This is a genomic window from Longicatena caecimuris (assembly GCF_018406465.1).
In the GTDB taxonomy this organism is placed as follows: Bacteria; Bacillota_I; Bacilli_A; order Erysipelotrichales; family Erysipelotrichaceae; genus Longicatena; species Longicatena caecimuris.
In genome coordinates this window covers 1,339,639-1,358,311 of the sequence record NZ_AP024510.1, presented here as the reverse complement: position 1 = coordinate 1,358,311, position 18,673 = coordinate 1,339,639, and the positions used below count along the sequence as shown (strand labels likewise).

At 38.0% G+C, this 18,673-nt stretch carries 16 protein-coding genes; 6 read left to right on the top strand and 10 right to left on the bottom strand.

Features of this window, described 5'->3' with window-relative positions; translation table 11 throughout:
* The first annotated feature begins 21 nt into the window (after positions 1-21).
* Complete coding sequence (locus tag KJS44_RS06300; RefSeq protein ID WP_008688778.1) at positions 22-774, top strand: alpha/beta hydrolase; 753 nt, start codon at positions 22-24, stop codon at positions 772-774.
* A 43-nt stretch (positions 775-817) separates the two neighbouring features.
* On the opposite strand, the gene KJS44_RS06295 is transcribed toward KJS44_RS06300, so the two are convergent.
* The 3 genes from KJS44_RS06295 to KJS44_RS06285 form a co-directional block, all read right to left on the bottom strand.
* Positions 818-1,444, bottom strand: a complete 627-nt coding sequence (locus tag KJS44_RS06295; RefSeq protein ID WP_008688779.1) for a class I SAM-dependent methyltransferase — start codon at positions 1,442-1,444, stop codon at positions 818-820.
* A 23-nt stretch (positions 1,445-1,467) separates the two neighbouring features.
* Positions 1,468-2,691 (bottom strand): MFS transporter, encoded by a 1,224-nt coding sequence (locus KJS44_RS06290; RefSeq protein WP_008688780.1) that lies wholly within the window; start codon positions 2,689-2,691, stop codon positions 1,468-1,470.
* 95 nt (positions 2,692-2,786) lie between these two features.
* A complete protein-coding gene (locus tag KJS44_RS06285) occupies positions 2,787-4,025 on the bottom strand; it encodes a helix-turn-helix domain-containing protein (RefSeq protein WP_008688781.1) in 1,239 nt (412 codons plus the stop codon).
* Between the two features lie 442 nt (positions 4,026-4,467).
* On the opposite strand from KJS44_RS06285, the gene KJS44_RS06280 reads away from it, so the two are divergent.
* Positions 4,468-5,559, top strand: a complete 1,092-nt coding sequence (locus KJS44_RS06280) for a metallophosphoesterase (RefSeq protein WP_008688782.1) — start codon at positions 4,468-4,470, stop codon at positions 5,557-5,559.
* A 211-nt stretch (positions 5,560-5,770) separates the two neighbouring features.
* On the opposite strand, the gene KJS44_RS06275 is transcribed toward KJS44_RS06280, so the two are convergent.
* From KJS44_RS06275 to KJS44_RS06245, 7 genes are all read right to left on the bottom strand, one after another.
* On the bottom strand, positions 5,771-6,793 hold the full coding sequence (locus KJS44_RS06275) for a threonine aldolase family protein (protein ID WP_008688784.1): 1,023 nt from the start codon (positions 6,791-6,793) through the stop codon (positions 5,771-5,773).
* A 408-nt stretch (positions 6,794-7,201) separates the two neighbouring features.
* Complete coding sequence (locus KJS44_RS06270; protein ID WP_008688786.1) at positions 7,202-8,758, bottom strand: acyl CoA:acetate/3-ketoacid CoA transferase; 1,557 nt, start codon at positions 8,756-8,758, stop codon at positions 7,202-7,204.
* 82 nt (positions 8,759-8,840) lie between these two features.
* Positions 8,841-9,620 carry an enoyl-CoA hydratase-related protein gene (locus KJS44_RS06265; RefSeq protein WP_008688787.1) on the bottom strand — a complete coding sequence of 260 codons (780 nt, stop codon included), beginning with the start codon at positions 9,618-9,620 and terminating at the stop codon, positions 8,841-8,843.
* A gap of 91 nt (positions 9,621-9,711) precedes the next feature.
* Positions 9,712-10,551, bottom strand: a complete 840-nt coding sequence (locus tag KJS44_RS06260) for a 3-hydroxyacyl-CoA dehydrogenase family protein (protein ID WP_008688788.1) — start codon at positions 10,549-10,551, stop codon at positions 9,712-9,714.
* An 87-nt stretch (positions 10,552-10,638) separates the two neighbouring features.
* On the bottom strand, positions 10,639-11,667 hold the full coding sequence (locus KJS44_RS06255; protein WP_008688789.1) for an electron transfer flavoprotein subunit alpha/FixB family protein: 1,029 nt from the start codon (positions 11,665-11,667) through the stop codon (positions 10,639-10,641).
* 12 nt (positions 11,668-11,679) lie between these two features.
* A complete protein-coding gene (locus tag KJS44_RS06250; RefSeq protein ID WP_008688790.1) occupies positions 11,680-12,468 on the bottom strand; it encodes an electron transfer flavoprotein subunit beta/FixA family protein in 789 nt (262 codons plus the stop codon).
* Between the two features lie 21 nt (positions 12,469-12,489).
* The gene (locus tag KJS44_RS06245; RefSeq protein ID WP_008688791.1) at positions 12,490-13,629 is read right to left on the bottom strand and encodes an acyl-CoA dehydrogenase; all 1,140 of its coding nucleotides are present in this window, start codon (positions 13,627-13,629) and stop codon (positions 12,490-12,492) included.
* Positions 13,630-14,204: 575 nt separating this feature from the next.
* Here KJS44_RS06245 and KJS44_RS06240 point away from each other — a divergent pair.
* The 4 genes from KJS44_RS06240 (at position 14,205) to KJS44_RS06225 (ending at position 18,507) form a co-directional block, all read left to right on the top strand.
* On the top strand, positions 14,205-15,410 hold the full coding sequence (locus KJS44_RS06240; protein WP_026006713.1) for an acetyl-CoA C-acetyltransferase: 1,206 nt from the start codon (positions 14,205-14,207) through the stop codon (positions 15,408-15,410).
* 298 nt (positions 15,411-15,708) lie between these two features.
* Positions 15,709-16,098 (top strand): DUF6323 family protein, encoded by a 390-nt coding sequence (locus KJS44_RS06235; RefSeq protein ID WP_008688793.1) that lies wholly within the window; start codon positions 15,709-15,711, stop codon positions 16,096-16,098.
* Positions 16,095-17,360, top strand: a complete 1,266-nt coding sequence (locus tag KJS44_RS06230) for a DUF6179 domain-containing protein (RefSeq protein ID WP_008688794.1) — start codon at positions 16,095-16,097, stop codon at positions 17,358-17,360. The genes KJS44_RS06235 and KJS44_RS06230 overlap by 4 nt, the downstream gene beginning before the upstream one ends.
* A gap of 88 nt (positions 17,361-17,448) precedes the next feature.
* Entirely contained in the window at positions 17,449-18,507 is a 1,059-nt protein-coding gene (locus KJS44_RS06225; RefSeq protein ID WP_008688795.1) for a lysylphosphatidylglycerol synthase transmembrane domain-containing protein, read from the top strand.
* The last annotated feature ends 166 nt before the right edge of the window (positions 18,508-18,673 follow it).

Genomic DNA, 18,673 nt, shown 5'->3' with positions numbered 1-18,673 from the left:
ACACTCGTGAGGTGATTTGGGATGGTTAGAAAGGAAGATATTTATATTCCCTGCTTTCAGACAATGCGCACCCTTCATGTTTATCTGCCTGTAGGATATGAGAACAACAAACAAAAATATCCCGTTTTCTATATGTATGATGGTCATAACTTGTTTCATGATGAAGATGCCACATTTGGCAAAAGCTGGGGCATGGAAACCTATTTTGATACGCATGAAATACCGGTGATCGTTGTAGGAATTGAATGCAATCATGAAGGTAATCAGCGTTTAGAGGAATTTTCTCCTTATGATTTTGATGATCGCTATGTCGGTCATATCCATGGCCGTGGCAAAGCCCTTATGGAATGGGTCGTGTCGGATTTAAAGCCTTGGATTGATCTAAGATATCGAACTAAAACAGGTCGTCGTTATACGGCAATCGGCGGAAGTTCCATGGGAGGCTTGATGGCTCTATATACTATCCTGCATCACAATGATATTTTTTCAAAAGCAGCTTGCTTATCTTGCTTTTTATATGGTGTCATGGCAGACATTCGACAAGAGCTGAAAGATCATTTGCATGCTGATACCCATGTATATCTTTCCTGGGGCAGTGAAGAAGTTCGCTCTAAAATGCAACTAGCGAAACTGTCAGCTGCCAATTTAGAAATCATTCGGCAACTGCTTGCACAAAATGTAGAAGTTTTTCCCAATTTAGTCGTCAAAGGCAAACATAATGAAGCTAGCTGGGAAAAAGAATTACCGGTTTTTATCAATTTTTTATTCCCTTAAAGTAAAAGTAATTGCTCCCCTTCTTATAGGAACAATTACTTTTTTATTTGGTTTTCGATATTTCTAATATACCTGCACAAAATGAAATCGGATAAAAATTCATATTTGTTTTAGGAAACGCAGGCAGCTTATCTACAACAAGATAGCATTCATCCTCATCCCAAGCATCTTTCGCATGCCGTTTACAATCTAATAACTGATCTTCATGTGCAAACATCACATCACCAAGTAAGATCTTACCTTCAGGCTTTAATAATTGCATTAAATCGTTTAGGAAATTCACTTTCTTGGCATCCTCTAAATGATGTATCGCATAGGTCGATATAATAATGTCATATTTTTGCTCTTTAAGCATAGCAGGCAAGCCTTCTGTAAAATCCGCTTGTAACAATTTTGCCTCAGGCATTTTTTCCTGTGCAAACGCAAGCATGCGCTTTGAAAAATCCACGCCATACACAAGGCAGCCATGATCGTACAATTGTTTTGTCAAAACTGCCGTACCAAATCCAATATCCAAAATAGTCGGTTTTGGTTTTCTTAACACTTCTTGCTTGATTGCATCCAGCACCTTTTCATAACCGGCAAAGGGATACTGGTGATTTTCATCGCTTTGCTTTACGGAGGCATCATAGCTCTTAGACCATGTGTCAAAACCTTTCTCATCTAACATCCAACATACCTTCTTTCTATTAATTATAAATGTTGATTATAAATTGGCTGTACATGTTTCTTATTACGTACGATTACCAGCCCAACAGCTAATAAGCCAATCATGGAAAAGCAAGCAGCTACATATGGGTACTCTATGAATTCCCCCATCGCACCGGCAAGAAAACGTGAACACATGCAAAGAAGGGAAACCAATACATTAAATAAGCCATTTACTCTTGCACGCATATGCGATGGGATATAATTTTGGGTGCTAGCTTCTCGAATATTCATACTATTCACACCCAGAAAGCCACAGATAAAGCGATTAAGGATCATTAAGGGATATGCAATAAACAATAAGATCATATCCATGGCCTCATAGCTTGCATAAACGCTGACGGCTATTTTATAACGCACATGATCAGGAATACGAACAAAATAATGAAAGATACTTCCCAACATACGACCGGCCGTTTCTGCTGTAGTTAAGAATGCATACATTGTTGTTGTCAGCACAGAAGAAGATTGGAACAATGCCATAGACATCATGTTCACTGCCTCGGCATTCGCATTTGTAACAGACATATACGCATAGATACTGCGTATCCCCTTTTCTTTCTTTAAATAATGAAATCCTTCCATCATCTCTTCTCGATAGCCTGAAAAAGAAAAGCTCATTTTCTTCAATTCTTTCTCTTGAAAAGCAATATGATGCTCTGCATAACTTGCCATTAACAACAAGATACCCTCTCCTAAGCAAATCATCGCTACCCCATAATGCACATAAATCATACTGGCAATCGGTGTGATCAATGCGGTGACACTAGGATATATCATACTGGAAATAGAGTAACCTTTCTGCATAAATCCCTTTGGTATCAAATCAGGATATAGCGATGCATATGCCAACTGATAAATACTTCCAGTAGATGTTGTCAATAATGCATATAACAAATAGATCGTGTAAGAAAAGTCATAATTTGACAGATACCAGGCAAATAACAGATAGCAAATGCCATTGAAAGCATCTAATCGAACAATTACCTTTTTCCGTTCACATGTATCAACAAAAGGTGCTGCAATGATAGGTATTAAGATTGCCGGTATCATAGATAAACCGGTAAATATACCTGTCAGCATCGTACTATCCGTATTATCAAATACAACCAGTGAAAAAGCAAAACTCATAGCAGTACCACCAATGGCACTGATTAAGGTTCCTATGGTTATAATTGTAAAATCACGGCTCCATAATGTTTTTTTCATGTTACACCTCCCTTGCATTAAGTATATTAAAAAACAAGAAGATTTTCTATCCCCTTGTTTTGTGAAAATTTGCATTATATCAAAGACTTTAAGCGTCAAATTCCATGTTTTTTAGGAAAATTGTGATTTTGTATTTCCTGTAGAAGAAGATATGCCTCTTTATAGCGTCGCTGATGCGTATATACTTCAAGCAAGTATCGAGAATGAAATAAACGATACCCAAAATAGGTATGTGTATCTTGTTCATAAATATCCATGAGCACCTGATAGTAGTTAGGATCATCTAAATAATTTTCTCGATAACGTAGTTTAATAAAAATTAACATCTTATGGTAGATAAGCGGCATCTTTTCATCAAGTGCTTCTTCCATCATTTCTATATAGTGTTTCCCTTCTTGTGCCTCATCTATCTCAATATATAACAATGCCAATTTATGAGCAATCAATACCTTTCCTAAGCGATCTTCTTCTAAATCTTTTGAAAACAATAATTTTTCTTTTGCCAAATCGTACTGTTTCCATTCCAGATATGTGGAACCAATATTATAAGCAAGTTCTTTTAACGTATTCGTATCTTTCAACTGGCGAGCCAGATGTTCTGCCTTTTGATAATATTTTAACATCAGACCTTCCACATTCTGACAGGAATAACAATTACCGATTAAGATGGCTGCGGTGATCATCCGTTTGGCATCTCCATCTTCACTCGCCATCGCATAGGCTTTTTGCAAATACTCACATGCTTCAATGTAATCTCCCATATTTATATATGCCATCCCCAATGCTATTTCCTGTTCGGCCGTTTTTCGATAGTACCCTGCAAGACGAACATGATGCAACCGTATCTGCGCATCTGGATAATGATCATATAATAGGTGATAGCGATATAACTGCAGCTCATCCATATAATTTTCATATACTTTTATTTCTTGTAAAGAATGCAGTAAAACCTCGCTACTTTCTGTTTCTTCTATCCTCATGATCTTATCATAAATTTGAAACAAACGATATTCTATGACAAGTGGGCTATAAAGAAGTTCCTTTTCATGAGCCCTTATTTTTAGCGCATGCTCTTCAAGGGGTTCATTAAAATCCAAAGCTTCCCAAAAGGAGGCAAACAACTGTTTCATTTCTGATAGAAATCGCGCATCACCATGATAGTGGATTTGTAAACGTGCAAAAAGCGCCTGCAAAATATCTTCACTGGCATCTACTTTCCCTTGTTCAATCTTTGATAAATAGCTCACTACACAGATGCCTGTGCACAAGCCTTCCTGTGATAGATTTTGCTGCATGCGATAATATCGCAATAAAGCTCCGCTTATCTTTTCCATAATTTCATCCTATCTAGCCAAAATGGTGTAAAGCAATTGCAATACCATCTTCATCATTGCTTTTTGTTATTAAATCTGTCAAATCTTTATCTTAGTAAGACATTTACCCTTCGCAACCATAAGGTGCTTGTTGTAACATCTTCACATCATTGCTTGCAAAGAAAATTCATTCTATGTTTGGAAATTTACGATAATCAAATGTTGTATCTGTTTCTAAATTACCAATCCATGTAAAACTAATCATAGTCACTAGAAAATGTTCATTATGTGTCAAACGTTTTACAGAATTCTTATAAAAAACACAGAATGGTGCATAATACTGCTAACAGGTTCCCAAACTCCTTCTGAATTTAAGAGTACAACTTTTCATGCTGCTTGGCAAGCGCTTGCTTGCAAAAGGTAAAGATCTTTTCTATAATGAGTAACAAAAAGGAGACTGTTTATGATTGATCGTTCCATCTGTGCCAAATCCATATCCATCCCATCAAACAGACGTATTATCGCAATCAGTGATATACATGCTAATTTACATATCTTTCAAAAATTGCTTAAGCAAATACAATTTGATAGTACTCTTGATGAATTATTTTTAGTTGGTGATTTATTAGAAAAAGGGCAACAAAACATGGAAACTTTATCCTATTTAATGAAATTATCACAAGATTCACATGTTCACTTAATGCTTGGCAATTGTGATTTTGTTTGTAAAAATATCTTATATGAATATCGATTGGATTTTTTACATGAAGTTTTATGCCAACGCCAAAACAGTCTTATACATGAAATGGCTGCTTGTATGCACGAAAAAATCACAAAAGATACAGATATGGTACGATTGGCACGAAAACTAAAGTCCACTTTTCGTAAAGAATTAACCTTCATCGCCGATTTACCTCATGTTATTGAAACACAAGACTATATCTTTGCCCATGCAGCTATTCTAAATGAGCAAACCTATGGAAATGAGATGCGTGACATAATGAGGCATGATCGTTTTTTCTTAAAAAACATAGCATTTCATAAATACGTCATCGTCGGACATATACCGGTAAGTGAATATTGCTCTACCATTTGTGATTTTAATCCTCAAATTGATCAAAGAAAACATATCATTGCTATAGATGGAGGCAATGCAGTAAAACGCGCAGGGCAATTAAATGCGCTCATTCTGCATCATGGACAATTTAGCTTTGCCCATTGTGATGATTTACCAGAAGGAATAATTTTGTCCAATTATACACCGAAGCAAAAAGACAGTATTTATATTACCTGGCATGAACGTGCCGTACATGTTTTGAAAGAAGAGAAAAACCAAGCATATTGTCAACAAATAGCCACAGGACGTCGATTGTGGATACCAAAAGCCTTTTTATATGAAGAAAACGGCAACTTTAGTGCTGAAAATTATACCAATTATTTACTGCCCGTACGCCATGGTGAAACAGTTAAAATTATTTCTTTGTATGAGCATTATGCGTTAGTTAAAAGTCATGGAATAATGGGCTGGATTCCAAGAAGCATTCTAAAACAATAACGGCATCTTCCTTAAGCCCTAATCACGTGAATATTGCACTGTTAAAGCGAATCAAAAAGCCAAGAGCAAGATGTCCTTGATATACCTCAGCAAACAGTATGCACATACGAAATGACATAGTTCTGTCATTTGTTAGGTACTGTCAGCAATAAAAAGAGCACCTCATATTATATTGCTTGCTAAGGCGCCCTAACATCTCAGATTTTGTTTCTTAAATTTGCTTTAGATATGTGATAAATTCATCGATTACTGCTTCAGGTGTCGCCCAACTCGTGACAAAACGCATTGCTGTATGTGTAGCATCTACCTTTTCCCAAAACTGAAACGCATATTCTTTTTCTAATTTTTTGATAACCTCGTTCGGTAAAATGACAAATATCTGATTCGTGGATGATTTGGCAAATAATGAATACCCACAATCAACAAATGCTGTTTGTAATTTTTGTGCCATCGCATTCGCATGAGCCGCAATCTTTCTATACTGATCGTCTTCAAATAAGGATAAAAACTGTAGCCCCAATAACCAACCTTTCGCAAGCATACCGCCACGCTGTTTTATCATATAGCGAAAATCTTTTTTCAACTGTTCATTCACAATAACGACAGCTTCTCCGAATAGCGCACCATTTTTAGTACCACCAATGGAAAAGACATCAATATATTTGCATAAATCAGCAAAGCTTACATCGTTATCACTTGCTGTCAGAGCACACCCTAAACGAGCACCATCCATAAACAGATATAATCCCAACGCATCACATGTCTTGCGCAAAGCCTGTAGTTCTGCTTTTCGATACACACTGCCTAGCTCCGTTGCATCTGAAATATAAACCATTTTGGGCTTGACCATATGCTCATCACAATGGCGTCTGACTTCCTCATAAATTCCTTCCACACTGACTTTGCCATCCGCACTGTCAACAATGACTACCTTATGTCCGCTTGCTTCAATAGCCCCTGTTTCATGCACATTGATATGACCACTATCGGCTGCCATAACTGCTTCATAAGGACGTAATGCACTGGCAATAACAGTTAAATTTGCTTGTGTTCCTCCAACTAAAAAATGGATGTCACACGTAGGACATTGCAGTACTTCTTGAATTTTTTCTCTTGCTTTATCACAAATTTCATCCATTCCATAACCTGGATTTTGTTTCTTATTAAATTCCTGCAGACGCTCCATAATCATAGGGATTGCGCCTTCGCTATAATCATTACAAAAACTATACATATATTTCACTCCTCATCATGGAATCATTATAATACAAATTACATAAAAAAGAAATGCAGCTGATGTTTTCTTTTCATCACTGCATTTCTCTTGTGCTGATTTACAGGTATTTCGCGCATTATATACTACTACCATACAACTTCACCTGCTACTTACCAACGATAACCACCAACATGAATGCATTTGATAGCCCTGTAATCAGCCTGAATCTCATCTTACGATCAATCTCTATGACCAATGGTCTACACTCACCGCATGATAAGATTCTCTATATCAACATGATTCTTTCATGTGATATGCTTTATATTGCATATTCAGTATAACAAAATAATAAATTATGAATAGTAATATGGAAAAATCGGTAGAAAAATGGAAAAAGGTGCAACAAGAGCACCTTTCTGAATTTCTTTAATCTTTTTTCAGACCCATGATTTCATCTTTGAATAGACGTGCATCCATAAGTTTCAGATCTTTGGCAATCGTAGGTTTGAATTCCATATGCGCCAATACATCTTTTTCTAAATCAACTCCAGGAGCGATTTCCGTTAAGGTTAAAACACCGTCTAGCAATTCAAAGACAGCACGTTCTGTAATGTACACAACCTTTTGTCCGGTATCTTTTGCATATTCTGCAGAGAAAGTAATCTGTTCCACATTTTCTTTAAATTTCTTAATGCGTCCTTCCTGCAGAATCTTTAATTCACCATTTTCCACAGCTACCTTTAATCCACCGGCTGTAAAAGTACCACAGTATACAACTACCGGAGATGTCTGCGTAATATTGATGAAACCACCGCATCCGGCAATCTTTGGTCCAAAGCGAGATACGTTGATATTGCCATCTTTATCACATTCCGCAAGACCTAAGAATGCCTGTCCTAAGCCACCGCCATCATAGAAGTCAAACTGATATGGCTGATCGATGATTGCATCTGGATTCGTACAAGTACCAAACGCCGTACCAGCATTTGGTACACCGCCAATACCACCGGCTTCTACTGTTAGTTTCAATCCTGGTAATCCTTCTTCATTTGCGACATTGGCGATTCCTTCCGGCATACCAATACCTAAATTAATAACACATTCAGGATCTAACTCCATCGCTGCACGACGGCAGATGACTTTACGTTCATTTAAAGCCATAGGAGGAATAGAATCCACCGGCACTTTAATTTCACCGCTTAATGCAGGATTATATTGTTCTGCATACGTCTGCATATGATTCTCAGGACGAGAAACTACGATGCCATCAACATAAATACCAGGAATCTTTACCTTACGTGGATCTAAGGTTCCATTTTGCACAACTTTTTCTACCTGTAGTAAAACAATACCACCGGAATTTTTCGCAGCCTGTGCAATTGAAAGGGAATCCAAGGTTGCCGCTTCTTTCTCCATCGTTGCATTTCCATCTTCATCACAATATGTCGCACGAATCAAGGCAACATTCAATGGGAAAGACTTATAAAGCAGCCATTCTTCTCCATGCAGATTTACCAATTCTACTAAGTCATCTTTTGAGCGCTCATTCATCTTAGCCCCTTCGATACGAGGATCAACGAATGTCTTTAAACCAATCTTTGTGAAGGTACCAGGACGATGTCCGGCAATATCACGGAACATCAAAGAAATCGTACCTAAAGGTAAGTTATACCCTTCTACCTTATTTTCAAATACCAATTTCTGCAGCTTAGGAATCAATCCCCAATGACCACCAATGATACGTTTTAACAAACCTTCATGTCCCAACTTATTCAAGCCAAGCTTATCTGTTCCATCACCGATACCGGCGGAGAACATGATGGTAAGATCACGTGGATGACCACTTTTTAGAAAAGCTTCTTCAATTCCTACAGAAAATTCCTGAGGATGACCGCAGCCGATAAAACCACCGATACCGATATTGGCACCATCTGGAATCATGGAAACTGCCTGTTCAAGACTAATAACTTTACTCAACTTCATAACCTCCTTTGTATCTCTCATGGTTTTACTTTACCACAAGGAAAAGCGTATACCAAGAGATACGCTTTTTGAAGATGCATTATTATTTGTTAGAGAATGTTTTTTCTTTTACTTTTTCCAAGAAACAAGTCATACCATATGTCTGATCTTCAGTAGCGAAGCAGTTAGAGAATTCTTCCACTTCAATAGCGATACCACCATCGATATCCGTCTGTAAACCATTATTGATAGCTTTCTTAGAATTTGCAACAGCGATTGGTGCATTTGCGGCAATACCTTTCGCCATCTTCATTGCTGTAGCCATCAATTCTTCAGCAGGAACGATTTTGTTTACCAAACCGATTTCAGCAGCACGAGGTGCTTTGATATTTCTTGCTGTATAAATCATTTCTTTGGCAATGCCAACACCAACGATACGTGCTAAACGCTGTGTACCACCAAAGCCTGGAGTAATACCCAAACCAACTTCTGGCTGACCGAAAACAGCATTTTCGCTTGCTAAACGAATGTCACAGCTCATAGCCAATTCACAGCCACCACCAAGAGCAAAGCCATTCACTGCCGCAATAACAGGACAACGGAAAGCTTCGATGCGACGGAATACTTCATTACCGAATTTACCGTAAGCAGCAGCTTCTTCAACGTTCTTTTCTTTCATTTCCGCGATATCAGCACCTGCAACGAAAGATTTTTCACCAGCACCTGTGATGATCAACGCATAAACATCTTTGTTAGCTTCAACTTCATTTAAAGCTTCATTCAATTCTGTTAATACCTGTGTACTTAATGCATTCAATGCTTTTGGACGATTAATGGTAATGGTAGCCACATGTCCTTCATAGTTTACTAAAATAGTTTCCATGTTTATATCCTCGCTTTCTTAAAAAAGTGAATCCACAATTTCAATGGATATAGAAATTATAGATTCACTCGCTTTATCATACGTTTCGAACTTATTTTGTATAGTCGTAGAATCCTACACCAGTCTTCTGACCCAATTTGCCTCCACGTACCATTTTTCTCAACAGTGTACAGCAACGATATTTAGAATCGTGAGTTTCATTGAACAATACGTCCATGATAGCTACTACGATATCCAAACCGATCAAGTCACCTAAAGCTAAAGGTCCCATAGGATGATTAGCTCCCAGTTTCATAGCAGTATCGATATCTTCTACAGAAGCAATGCCTTCCTGCAGGATCGTAGCTGCTTCATTGATCATAGGAATCAAGATACGGTTAACAACGAATCCAGGACCTTCTGCAACTTCAACAGGAGTCTTTCCTAAAGATTTAGAAATTTCGATGATAGCCTCTTTTGTTTCTACTGGAGTATTGATACCAGAGATAACTTCAACCAGTTTCATACGATCTGCTGGGTTGAAGAAATGCATACCGATTACTGGGTGTTTGATACCTTTTGCAATTTCTGTTACTGATAAAGAAGATGTGTTTGTACCAAAGATACAAGATTCTTTACAGATTTCATCCAATGTAGAGAACAGTTCTTTCTTTGTTTCCATGATTTCCAGAACAGCTTCTACTACTAAGTCGCAATCAGCCAAATCTTTGTATTCGCCAGCCTTCAGGTTACCTTTGATTTCAGCAGCTTTATCAGCTGTCATTTTTTCTCTGGTTACCAATTTGTCTAACTTTTTACCGATCTTGTCGATTCCGCCCTGTGCCCATTCAAGCTTAATGTCACATACAGTTACATCATAACCATTTGTAGCAAATGCGTTTGCAATGCCCTGGCCCATTGTTCCAGCGCCGATTACACCAACTTTTTTCATGTTCATTATCTCCTTTTTACCTTTTTTATCTCATATAACAGAGGGGATAGAAATATTTTCCTATCCACCTTCTGCGTATGATTTTAATTATGCTTTTTTCGCAGCGATGATTTCTTCTTTCAGAAGAGGTAAGATTTCTTTTACATCACCGATGAAGCCCATGTTTGCAATAGAGAAGATTTCAGCCTGTGGATCACGGTTGATAGCGATGATCATATCTGATTTTTCCATACCGGCAACATGCTGACAAGCACCGGAAATACCACATGCGATGTACAGAGAAGGACGTACGGTCTTACCCGTCTGGCCTACCTGAATGTCTTTTGATGCAAAACCATCATCAACAACGGCACGGCTAGCACACATTGCACCGCCTAATTCTTCTGCAACTGCTTCTACCATGTCTAAGCAATCTTCAGCACCACGACCGGCACCTACTAAGATATCGCATTTTGTAATATCGATACCTTCCACAACCTTAGCGATTACTTCTTTAACAACAACTTTTGCGTCTGTATCTTTGAAATCAGGTGTAAATGCTACAACTTCACCTGTTCTTGCAGTATCCACTGGATCCATGCTGAATACGTTTGGACGAATCGTTGCCATCTGTGGACGAGTGTCTGGACAAACGATTGTACCAAACAGGTTACCACCGAAAGTAGGACGTGTAACTAATAATAATGCTTCACCATCCGCAACTTTTTCCTGATCGATTTCAATCTTTGTAGCATCTGCAGTCAAACCTGCATTCAAACGAGCAGCAACTCTTGGAGCTAAGTCACGGCCTAATACCGTAGCACCAGTTAAGAAACTGTCTGGTTTATATGTTTCGATAATCTGTGTTAATGTATCAGCATAGAATTGTGTAGAGTAGCCTTCCAGTAATTCATGATCTGCAACGATTACTTTATCAGCACCGTGTGCGATAACATCGTTTGCTTTATCCGTTACGTTGTGTCCTAACAGAACACCAACAACCTGGAATCCCATCTGAGGAATTGATGCTACCAATTTTCTAGCTTCAGAAATTAATTCGTATCCGACGTTGGCAATTTCACCATTTCTCTGTTCAACGAATACGTAAATATCTTTGTATCCTTCAAATTTAGCCATTGTTTTCTCCTCCTATTTCGTAATGATCTGCTTTTCTTTCAGTGTTTTAGCAATCAGTTTTGCTGCATCAGCTGCTGGCATATCGTAAGTTTCCGTTTCAGCCGTAACATCTTTTGTAAATGTATGGTGAACCTTAGTAGGAGAACCTGCCAAACCTACTTTTTCAGCAGGGATATCCAAATCAGCAAAGGTCATGATCTTCACTTCTTTGCTGAAGGAATCAACGATATCATTACAGTTCATGTAACGAGGAGTGTTCATTCCACTTAATGTTGTTAACAGACATGGAAGCTTAGCTTCAATAATTTCTTCAGTATCTTCTAATGACTTACGAACTGTAACACTCTTATCATTTACTTCCATGATCTTATCCACGTAAGTAACCTGAGGAATATCCAGACGTTCTGCTGTCTGAGGACCAACCTGTGCAGTATCACCATCAATTGCCTGACGTCCGCCGATGATCAAGTCATAACCAACTTTTTCAATGGCAGCAGCCAATGTACTAGAAGTAGCACATGTATCCGCACCGGCAAAAGCACGGTCAGTAATCAAAATACATTCATCAACACCACGGCCATACAGTTCTTTCAGCATGCCGCTTGCCTGAGGAGGCCCCATAGAGATAACCGTTACATGAGCACCTGTTGCCTCTTTAATTTTCAATGCTTCTTCAACACCAGCTAAATCATCTGGGTTGATGATACTTGGTACACCAGCACGAATCAGAGTACCTGTTACCTTATCGACACGGATTTCAGTTGAATCCGGTACCTGTTTTACAAGAACGATAATTTTCATGATCTTCTTCCTTTCCTTTTATTATTTCAACATCTGTCCAGAAATAACCATACGCTGTACTTCAGAAGTACCTTCGTAGATTTCCGTAATTTTTGCATCACGGAACATTCTTTCTACTGGATAATCACGTGTATAACCATATCCACCCATCAGCTGGATTGCTTTTGTCGTAACTTCCATGGCAACTTCAGCAGCAAATAATTTTGCTTCAGCAGCTAAGTATGTGTAAGGTTGTCCGTTTTCTTTAGCCATCGCAGCCTGATAAACTAACAGACGAGCTGCATCTGTTTTTACCTGCATATCAGCCAACTGGAACTGTGTGTTCTGGAATTTAGAAATAGGGCGACCGAACTGTTTACGTGATTTCACATAAGGAACAACTTCATCAATTGCACCCTGAGCAATACCTAATGCCTGTGCAGCGATACCGATACGTCCGCCATCCAGTGTCATCATGGCAATCTTGAAGCCTTTACCTTCTTGACCTAACAGCTGATCTTTGCTTAAACGCACATTGTTAAAGATCAATTCACTAGTAGCACTACCACGAATACCTAATTTCTTTTCGTGCTGTCCTACTGTAAATCCTGGCATACCTTTTTCTACGATAAAGGCAGAAATACCATGTGTTCCCTTAGACTTGTCAGTCATCGCAAAGATTACATATACATCAGCTTCACCAGCGTTTGTAATAAAGATCTTTGTACCATTTAAGATATAATCATCGCCATCTTTTACAGCAGTTGTCTGCTGACCAGCAGCATCCGTACCGGCATTTGGTTCTGTTAAACCGAAAGCAGCCAGTTTCTTACCTGTACATAAATCAGGCAGATAACGGTTTTTCTGTTCTTCTGTACCAAATGCAAAAATTGGCCAAGTTCCCAGAGAAGTATGGGCAGATAATACAACACCTGTAGTACCACATTTCTTGCTCAGTTCTTCAACTGCCAGAATGTAGCTCAGGTAATCTGCACCTGCTCCGCCGTATTCTCTTGGGAATGGAATACCGAGCATTTTGCACTCTCTCATTTTTTCAACGTTTTCACGTGGGAAACGTTCGTCTTCGTCGACTTCTGCTGCAAGAGGTTTGACATCTTTTTCAGCAAACTCAGCGAATAGTTTCTTCATCATTTTGTGTTGTTCTGTTAACATGAAGTCCATAAGTGTTCTCCTCTCCTTGAATGTTCTTGAACTAATAGGATTCTTACATGCGCCTATATATAAATAATGTATATAACAGGCGGTATCCCGGCGTTTCGGGAGCCATAATCCATATATAATTTTATCCCTCTTTTTTCCTTTCGTCAACACAATTGTTAAAATTTTAACAAGTTTTAACAGAAACAAAAAACCCGTTTCATTAGCACCCTTTCTTCCTGTATTATCCTTACCTTTCCTGCTTACCATCCCTTTCTATTCATGAAAAGAAAAAATCTTGTATAAGTAGGTCATATCCTTGGCTCTTGATGTACACTTTAGTTAAATGCTTATGCTTTGAATCTAATCTTTTTTGGGAATTCTTAGTATTGTAGTCAAGATGCATCAAAATGATAACGTTTCCTCCTACTTATAAAGGGACAACATCCTAAACTTACAACACCCAAAAGTATGCATACAGAACTTATTAATTTTTTCACAAGCTGTTGACATCTGTATCCTTTTTCGGTATCATATTCATGTATGAAGTTAGTATTCATATCAAGAAAGGTTTCGAAAAAGAAAGACAGGTAGAGAAAATGAAAAAAACTTATGTTGTTAGCGCTAAACGTAGTGCAATCGGTAGTTTTCTGGGTTCTTTAACAACAGTTAAACCAGTTGATTTAGGTGCTACTGTTGTCAAAGCATTACTGGAAGACGCACACGTTGCCCCTGAAAATGTTGATGAACTGCTGTGTGGTAACGTATTAAGTGCAGGATTGGGGCAGAACATCGGCCGTCAGGTTGCATTGGCTGCTGGTATTCCTGAATCTGTTTGTTCACATTCCGTTAACATGGTATGTGGTTCCGGTTTACGTACCGTAATGGAAGGTGTTATGTCTATCCAGACTGGCTTCAATGATATCGTTGTTGCTGGTGGTGTAGAAAGCATGTCAGGTGCTCCTTACCTAATTCCTGCAAACACTCGTACAGGAAACAAAATGGGAGATTTCAAATGTACGGACCATATGATCTACGACGCATTAACTGATGCTATGAATGGTATTCACATGGGTGTTACCGCAGAAAATATTGCGAAAAAATATAACATCACTCGTGAAATGCAAGATGAATTCGGTTATGCATCTCAACAGAAAGCAATAGCTGCTGTTGATAGCGGACGTTTCAAAGATGAAATCGTTCCAGTAGAAGTAAAACTGAGAAAAGAAACTGTGATCTTTGATACTGACGAACATCCTAACCGTAAATCTACTCCTGAAAAAATGGCAAAACTTCGCCCAGCTTTCATTAAAGATGGTACTGTAACAGCTGCTAATGCATCTGGTATCAATGATGGTGCAAGCTTTGTATTATTAGCTAGTGAAGATGCTGTAGCAAAATATAACTTAACACCAATTTGTGAAGTTATCGGTATCGGCCAAGGTGGTGTAGATCCATTGACTATGGGCTTAGGTCCTACTCCAGCAATTCGTCATGCATTGAACTATGCAGGTCTGAAACTGCAGGATATTGAATTAGTCGAACTGAATGAAGCATTCGCAGCACAGAGTTTAGGTGTTATCCATGAATTAGTGGAAGAACACGGTATCGATCGCGAAGAATTCATGAACAAGACAAACGTAAATGGTGGTGCCATTGCACTGGGTCATCCAGTAGGTGCATCTGGTAACCGTATCTTAGTAACATTGATCCACGAAATGATCAAACGTGATGCAAAAGTTGGTTTAGCATCTCTGTGTATCGGTGGCGGACAGGGTACTGCTGTTATCGTAAAACGTCCTTAAGAAATAACGCAAAACATCGGTGTATTTACCGATGTTTTTTTTGTATGTACTTCTATCATACGTTCGTATGATTAAATACTGTATTGAGACTTGTTTATGCCCTTTCTTCAATCCCTGTATCTGCTCTTTTCATCCCGATAAAATAAAAAAATGATGTTTCAACACCATCGACATATAGTTTAAAGATTTTTTTCTCTTATTTGTATTCATATAATACCATAAATTCATCATTTTTTCAAGACTATACCTCGCTTCCTATTTGTGATAAAACTCTTTACATGAAAGGAAGTGATCATCAATGCATACGACATCTCAAGCTTTATCCGTCAATCAAACGCTCAATCAACAACTTCAATCTTATGGATACCATCTGCGTGCAGAAGATATGACAGCCTTAAAACAAAGTGTGCAGCATGCTTGTAGCGCTTTTGACTTGGTAGAGAGTGACTATCACATCTTATATGAGCTGATAAAAGCGCTGGCTGCCTCCCCTTATGCAGATGCAACACGATATTTACCCATGCTTCATGATGCCATATTTTCCTATTATCAATTACGCTCTTTGTTTTCCTGGCAAGTGAATGATGCCACCATACTGCATACCCTGCTTACCTTTCATATGCAATATGGAACATTTGATAAAGTCCTTATAAAACGGTGCTGCAAACAGCTAAAAATACGAAAATGAGCTCTAACATACAAACACAAAAAAAGAGTAGCGACCAGCAACAAGAGCGTCTGGAGTTACTTAAACATTTGATTCAGCTTTATACACACCATAACAGTAGCTGTGTTCCTCGTCACGTAGCAAACGATATGCTTATCAGCATTACTTATATAGCCCATCATGCCACAGATGATGCATCTTTAAAAAAACGTTATGTTCATGGTTTACAACAGTTAGAGCTTTTATGCCATGCTTGCAAACACCGCTTAGCAAAAGTCCAGCTCTATGCCGAATGGTACCCAAATGAACGTCTGCGTTATCTCCTTACCGATTTTTTTCCAACCTATCTCAAACGTTTATCATCGCCTTATGCTCCTTTGTTGTATGCTTTTGAAAAAGAAGATATCGATTATCCATTGCTAGATGGTTTGCCTTTGGAGCATGCAATGTATCATTTACAGGGAATTGATTTAATTTCTCATTATCTGGAACAACTATCTTATGAAGTAGCCTTTCTGAAACCTTTTTATCAAGAACTTCCGATGATTTATAAGCTTTATCAAATGCAGCGACACGTTTCTTTGTTTGAACTAAATCAGAATCTGGTGGAAGTCTTATTGCCTCAAGTATTGTTACATGTATACCTGAAACAATCTTATGGAGTTCAGCTGGATGCTGCTGCTCTTGATGCTTTTAATAAAAGGTTATCCATAATGCGACCACAGGAGCTTTTGCAACAAATGTATCTAAGCTTACAGCCATATCTTGACGAGGATGTATATGTGTATGTGTATGCCTATTTTCCTATTCTAAATCAACGACTGCAAAACGATATGGAAAACCATGCAGAACTTTTTATTTTTGAGGATAACACGCCAAAACAATATACCTTACAAGTAATGACCGCTTGTTTAAATAGTGAATTCACACACCATCAAGAAGTCTTATCTGCTATGACATCGACTACTGAAAAAATACATTATTTTCGAACGCATTTGCATAATTTCCAAGATATGATCGAGATTTGGGATAGTTATATCTTTTCTTTGGAAGAATTAACGGTATTATTTCAATCGTATACTCCTATGGATTTCGCCATCTTCTTGCGCCATCATTATGCTGAGCAATTTGTCTTTACCGCTTGGGTAACACTTGATGAACTTTTACTGTTGCCAGCAAGTGCAGATTGGGAAGAAGCTTTACATATGGTCCTATCAACATTGTCGAAAAAACAACAGCATATTCTTGAACAATGGATGAATTCTATCAAATTACAATACTGAACAATTGCCTGTTATTGTCTAAAGAATCGTTATATTACTAGCTCTTATTATGAAAAAGGTGTATCCTAATGAAAAAAGAGGAAGTACTATGAAGAAACATCAGCAAGTTATAAAAATTCTGATCTTGACTCTATTTGTCATCAGCATGTTGTATCTTACTTTAAAAGATGATTTGCAAGATATTTTACAATTACTGCAAAACCTCGATTTCTACCATTCACTCTTACTGATCACGGTAAGTTTTATTACTTGCATATTAGGCGGTGTCATCATTGGTATGTTAGGACATAAAGCACAAGATGATTATCGTTTATACAATGGCATTTCTAATGGTCTTGTTTCTTTGTTTCTGATGAATGTCAGTGCCTCTGCGTTTGCTAAAGCAGCACAAATGGTCATGTTCAAGATGAAAAAACTTAAAGCAGATGTTGCTTGCTCTATCTTGGTCATGGATCAGCTGCTTTATCAGATATCTTATTTATTACTTGCTGCATTCGCCATCGCTATCAATTATGATTTTTTGGTGAATCAGTTTATGAAAGAAATCCCCTTTGCCTTTATCGGTTTTCTGATTGGTTTTATACCGCTCATAGCTGTATCGCTGCTTTTCTTTTGGCCCTTTTTGCAGCATCTTCTCATACAGATATTGCTCTGGTTTATGAAAAAGCTAAACCTTCATGTTACGACTGCTTCAATCGAAATAAAACTGGAACAATTTTGCAAATCTTTACAAGCAGTGAATATTTTATATGTACAAGATCGAAAACTGCTATTGCGCATCCATCTAGTAAATACATTACGTTTAATACTACGCCATTCGCTGCCTATCTTAATCGCAATTGCCTTGCATATAGAAGTCAGTCTATATGATATCCCCTTGTTTTTCAGTGCCTCTTTCTTTGTCGATCTCATTTTATCTTCCTTGCCAATCTACGGCAAACACGGTGTAGCAGAAACAACATTTGCACTCATCTTTACTCCTATCGTTGGTAAAGTCAATGCAGCTGCTATGATGTTGTTATGGCGAGTTATCACCTTTTATACCAACACCATTCTGTGTGGTATTTATACGATAGTCACTCCCGATATTAATATTCAGGAACTAAAAGCGCAAAAAGCCATAACAAAAGAATCAGATAAAAGATAAGTTATAGAAAAGAAAAGTCTCTATAATATAAGTACCCTGCTGGCTTTAATCCGTGTTCCTTATTTTTAAAAGACTTTTCCTTTATGAAATCTTTAGCACATAGAAAATAATATATGTATCTCATATACCACCGTGCTTATGATCGTCTGATGTAGTATGTAATATG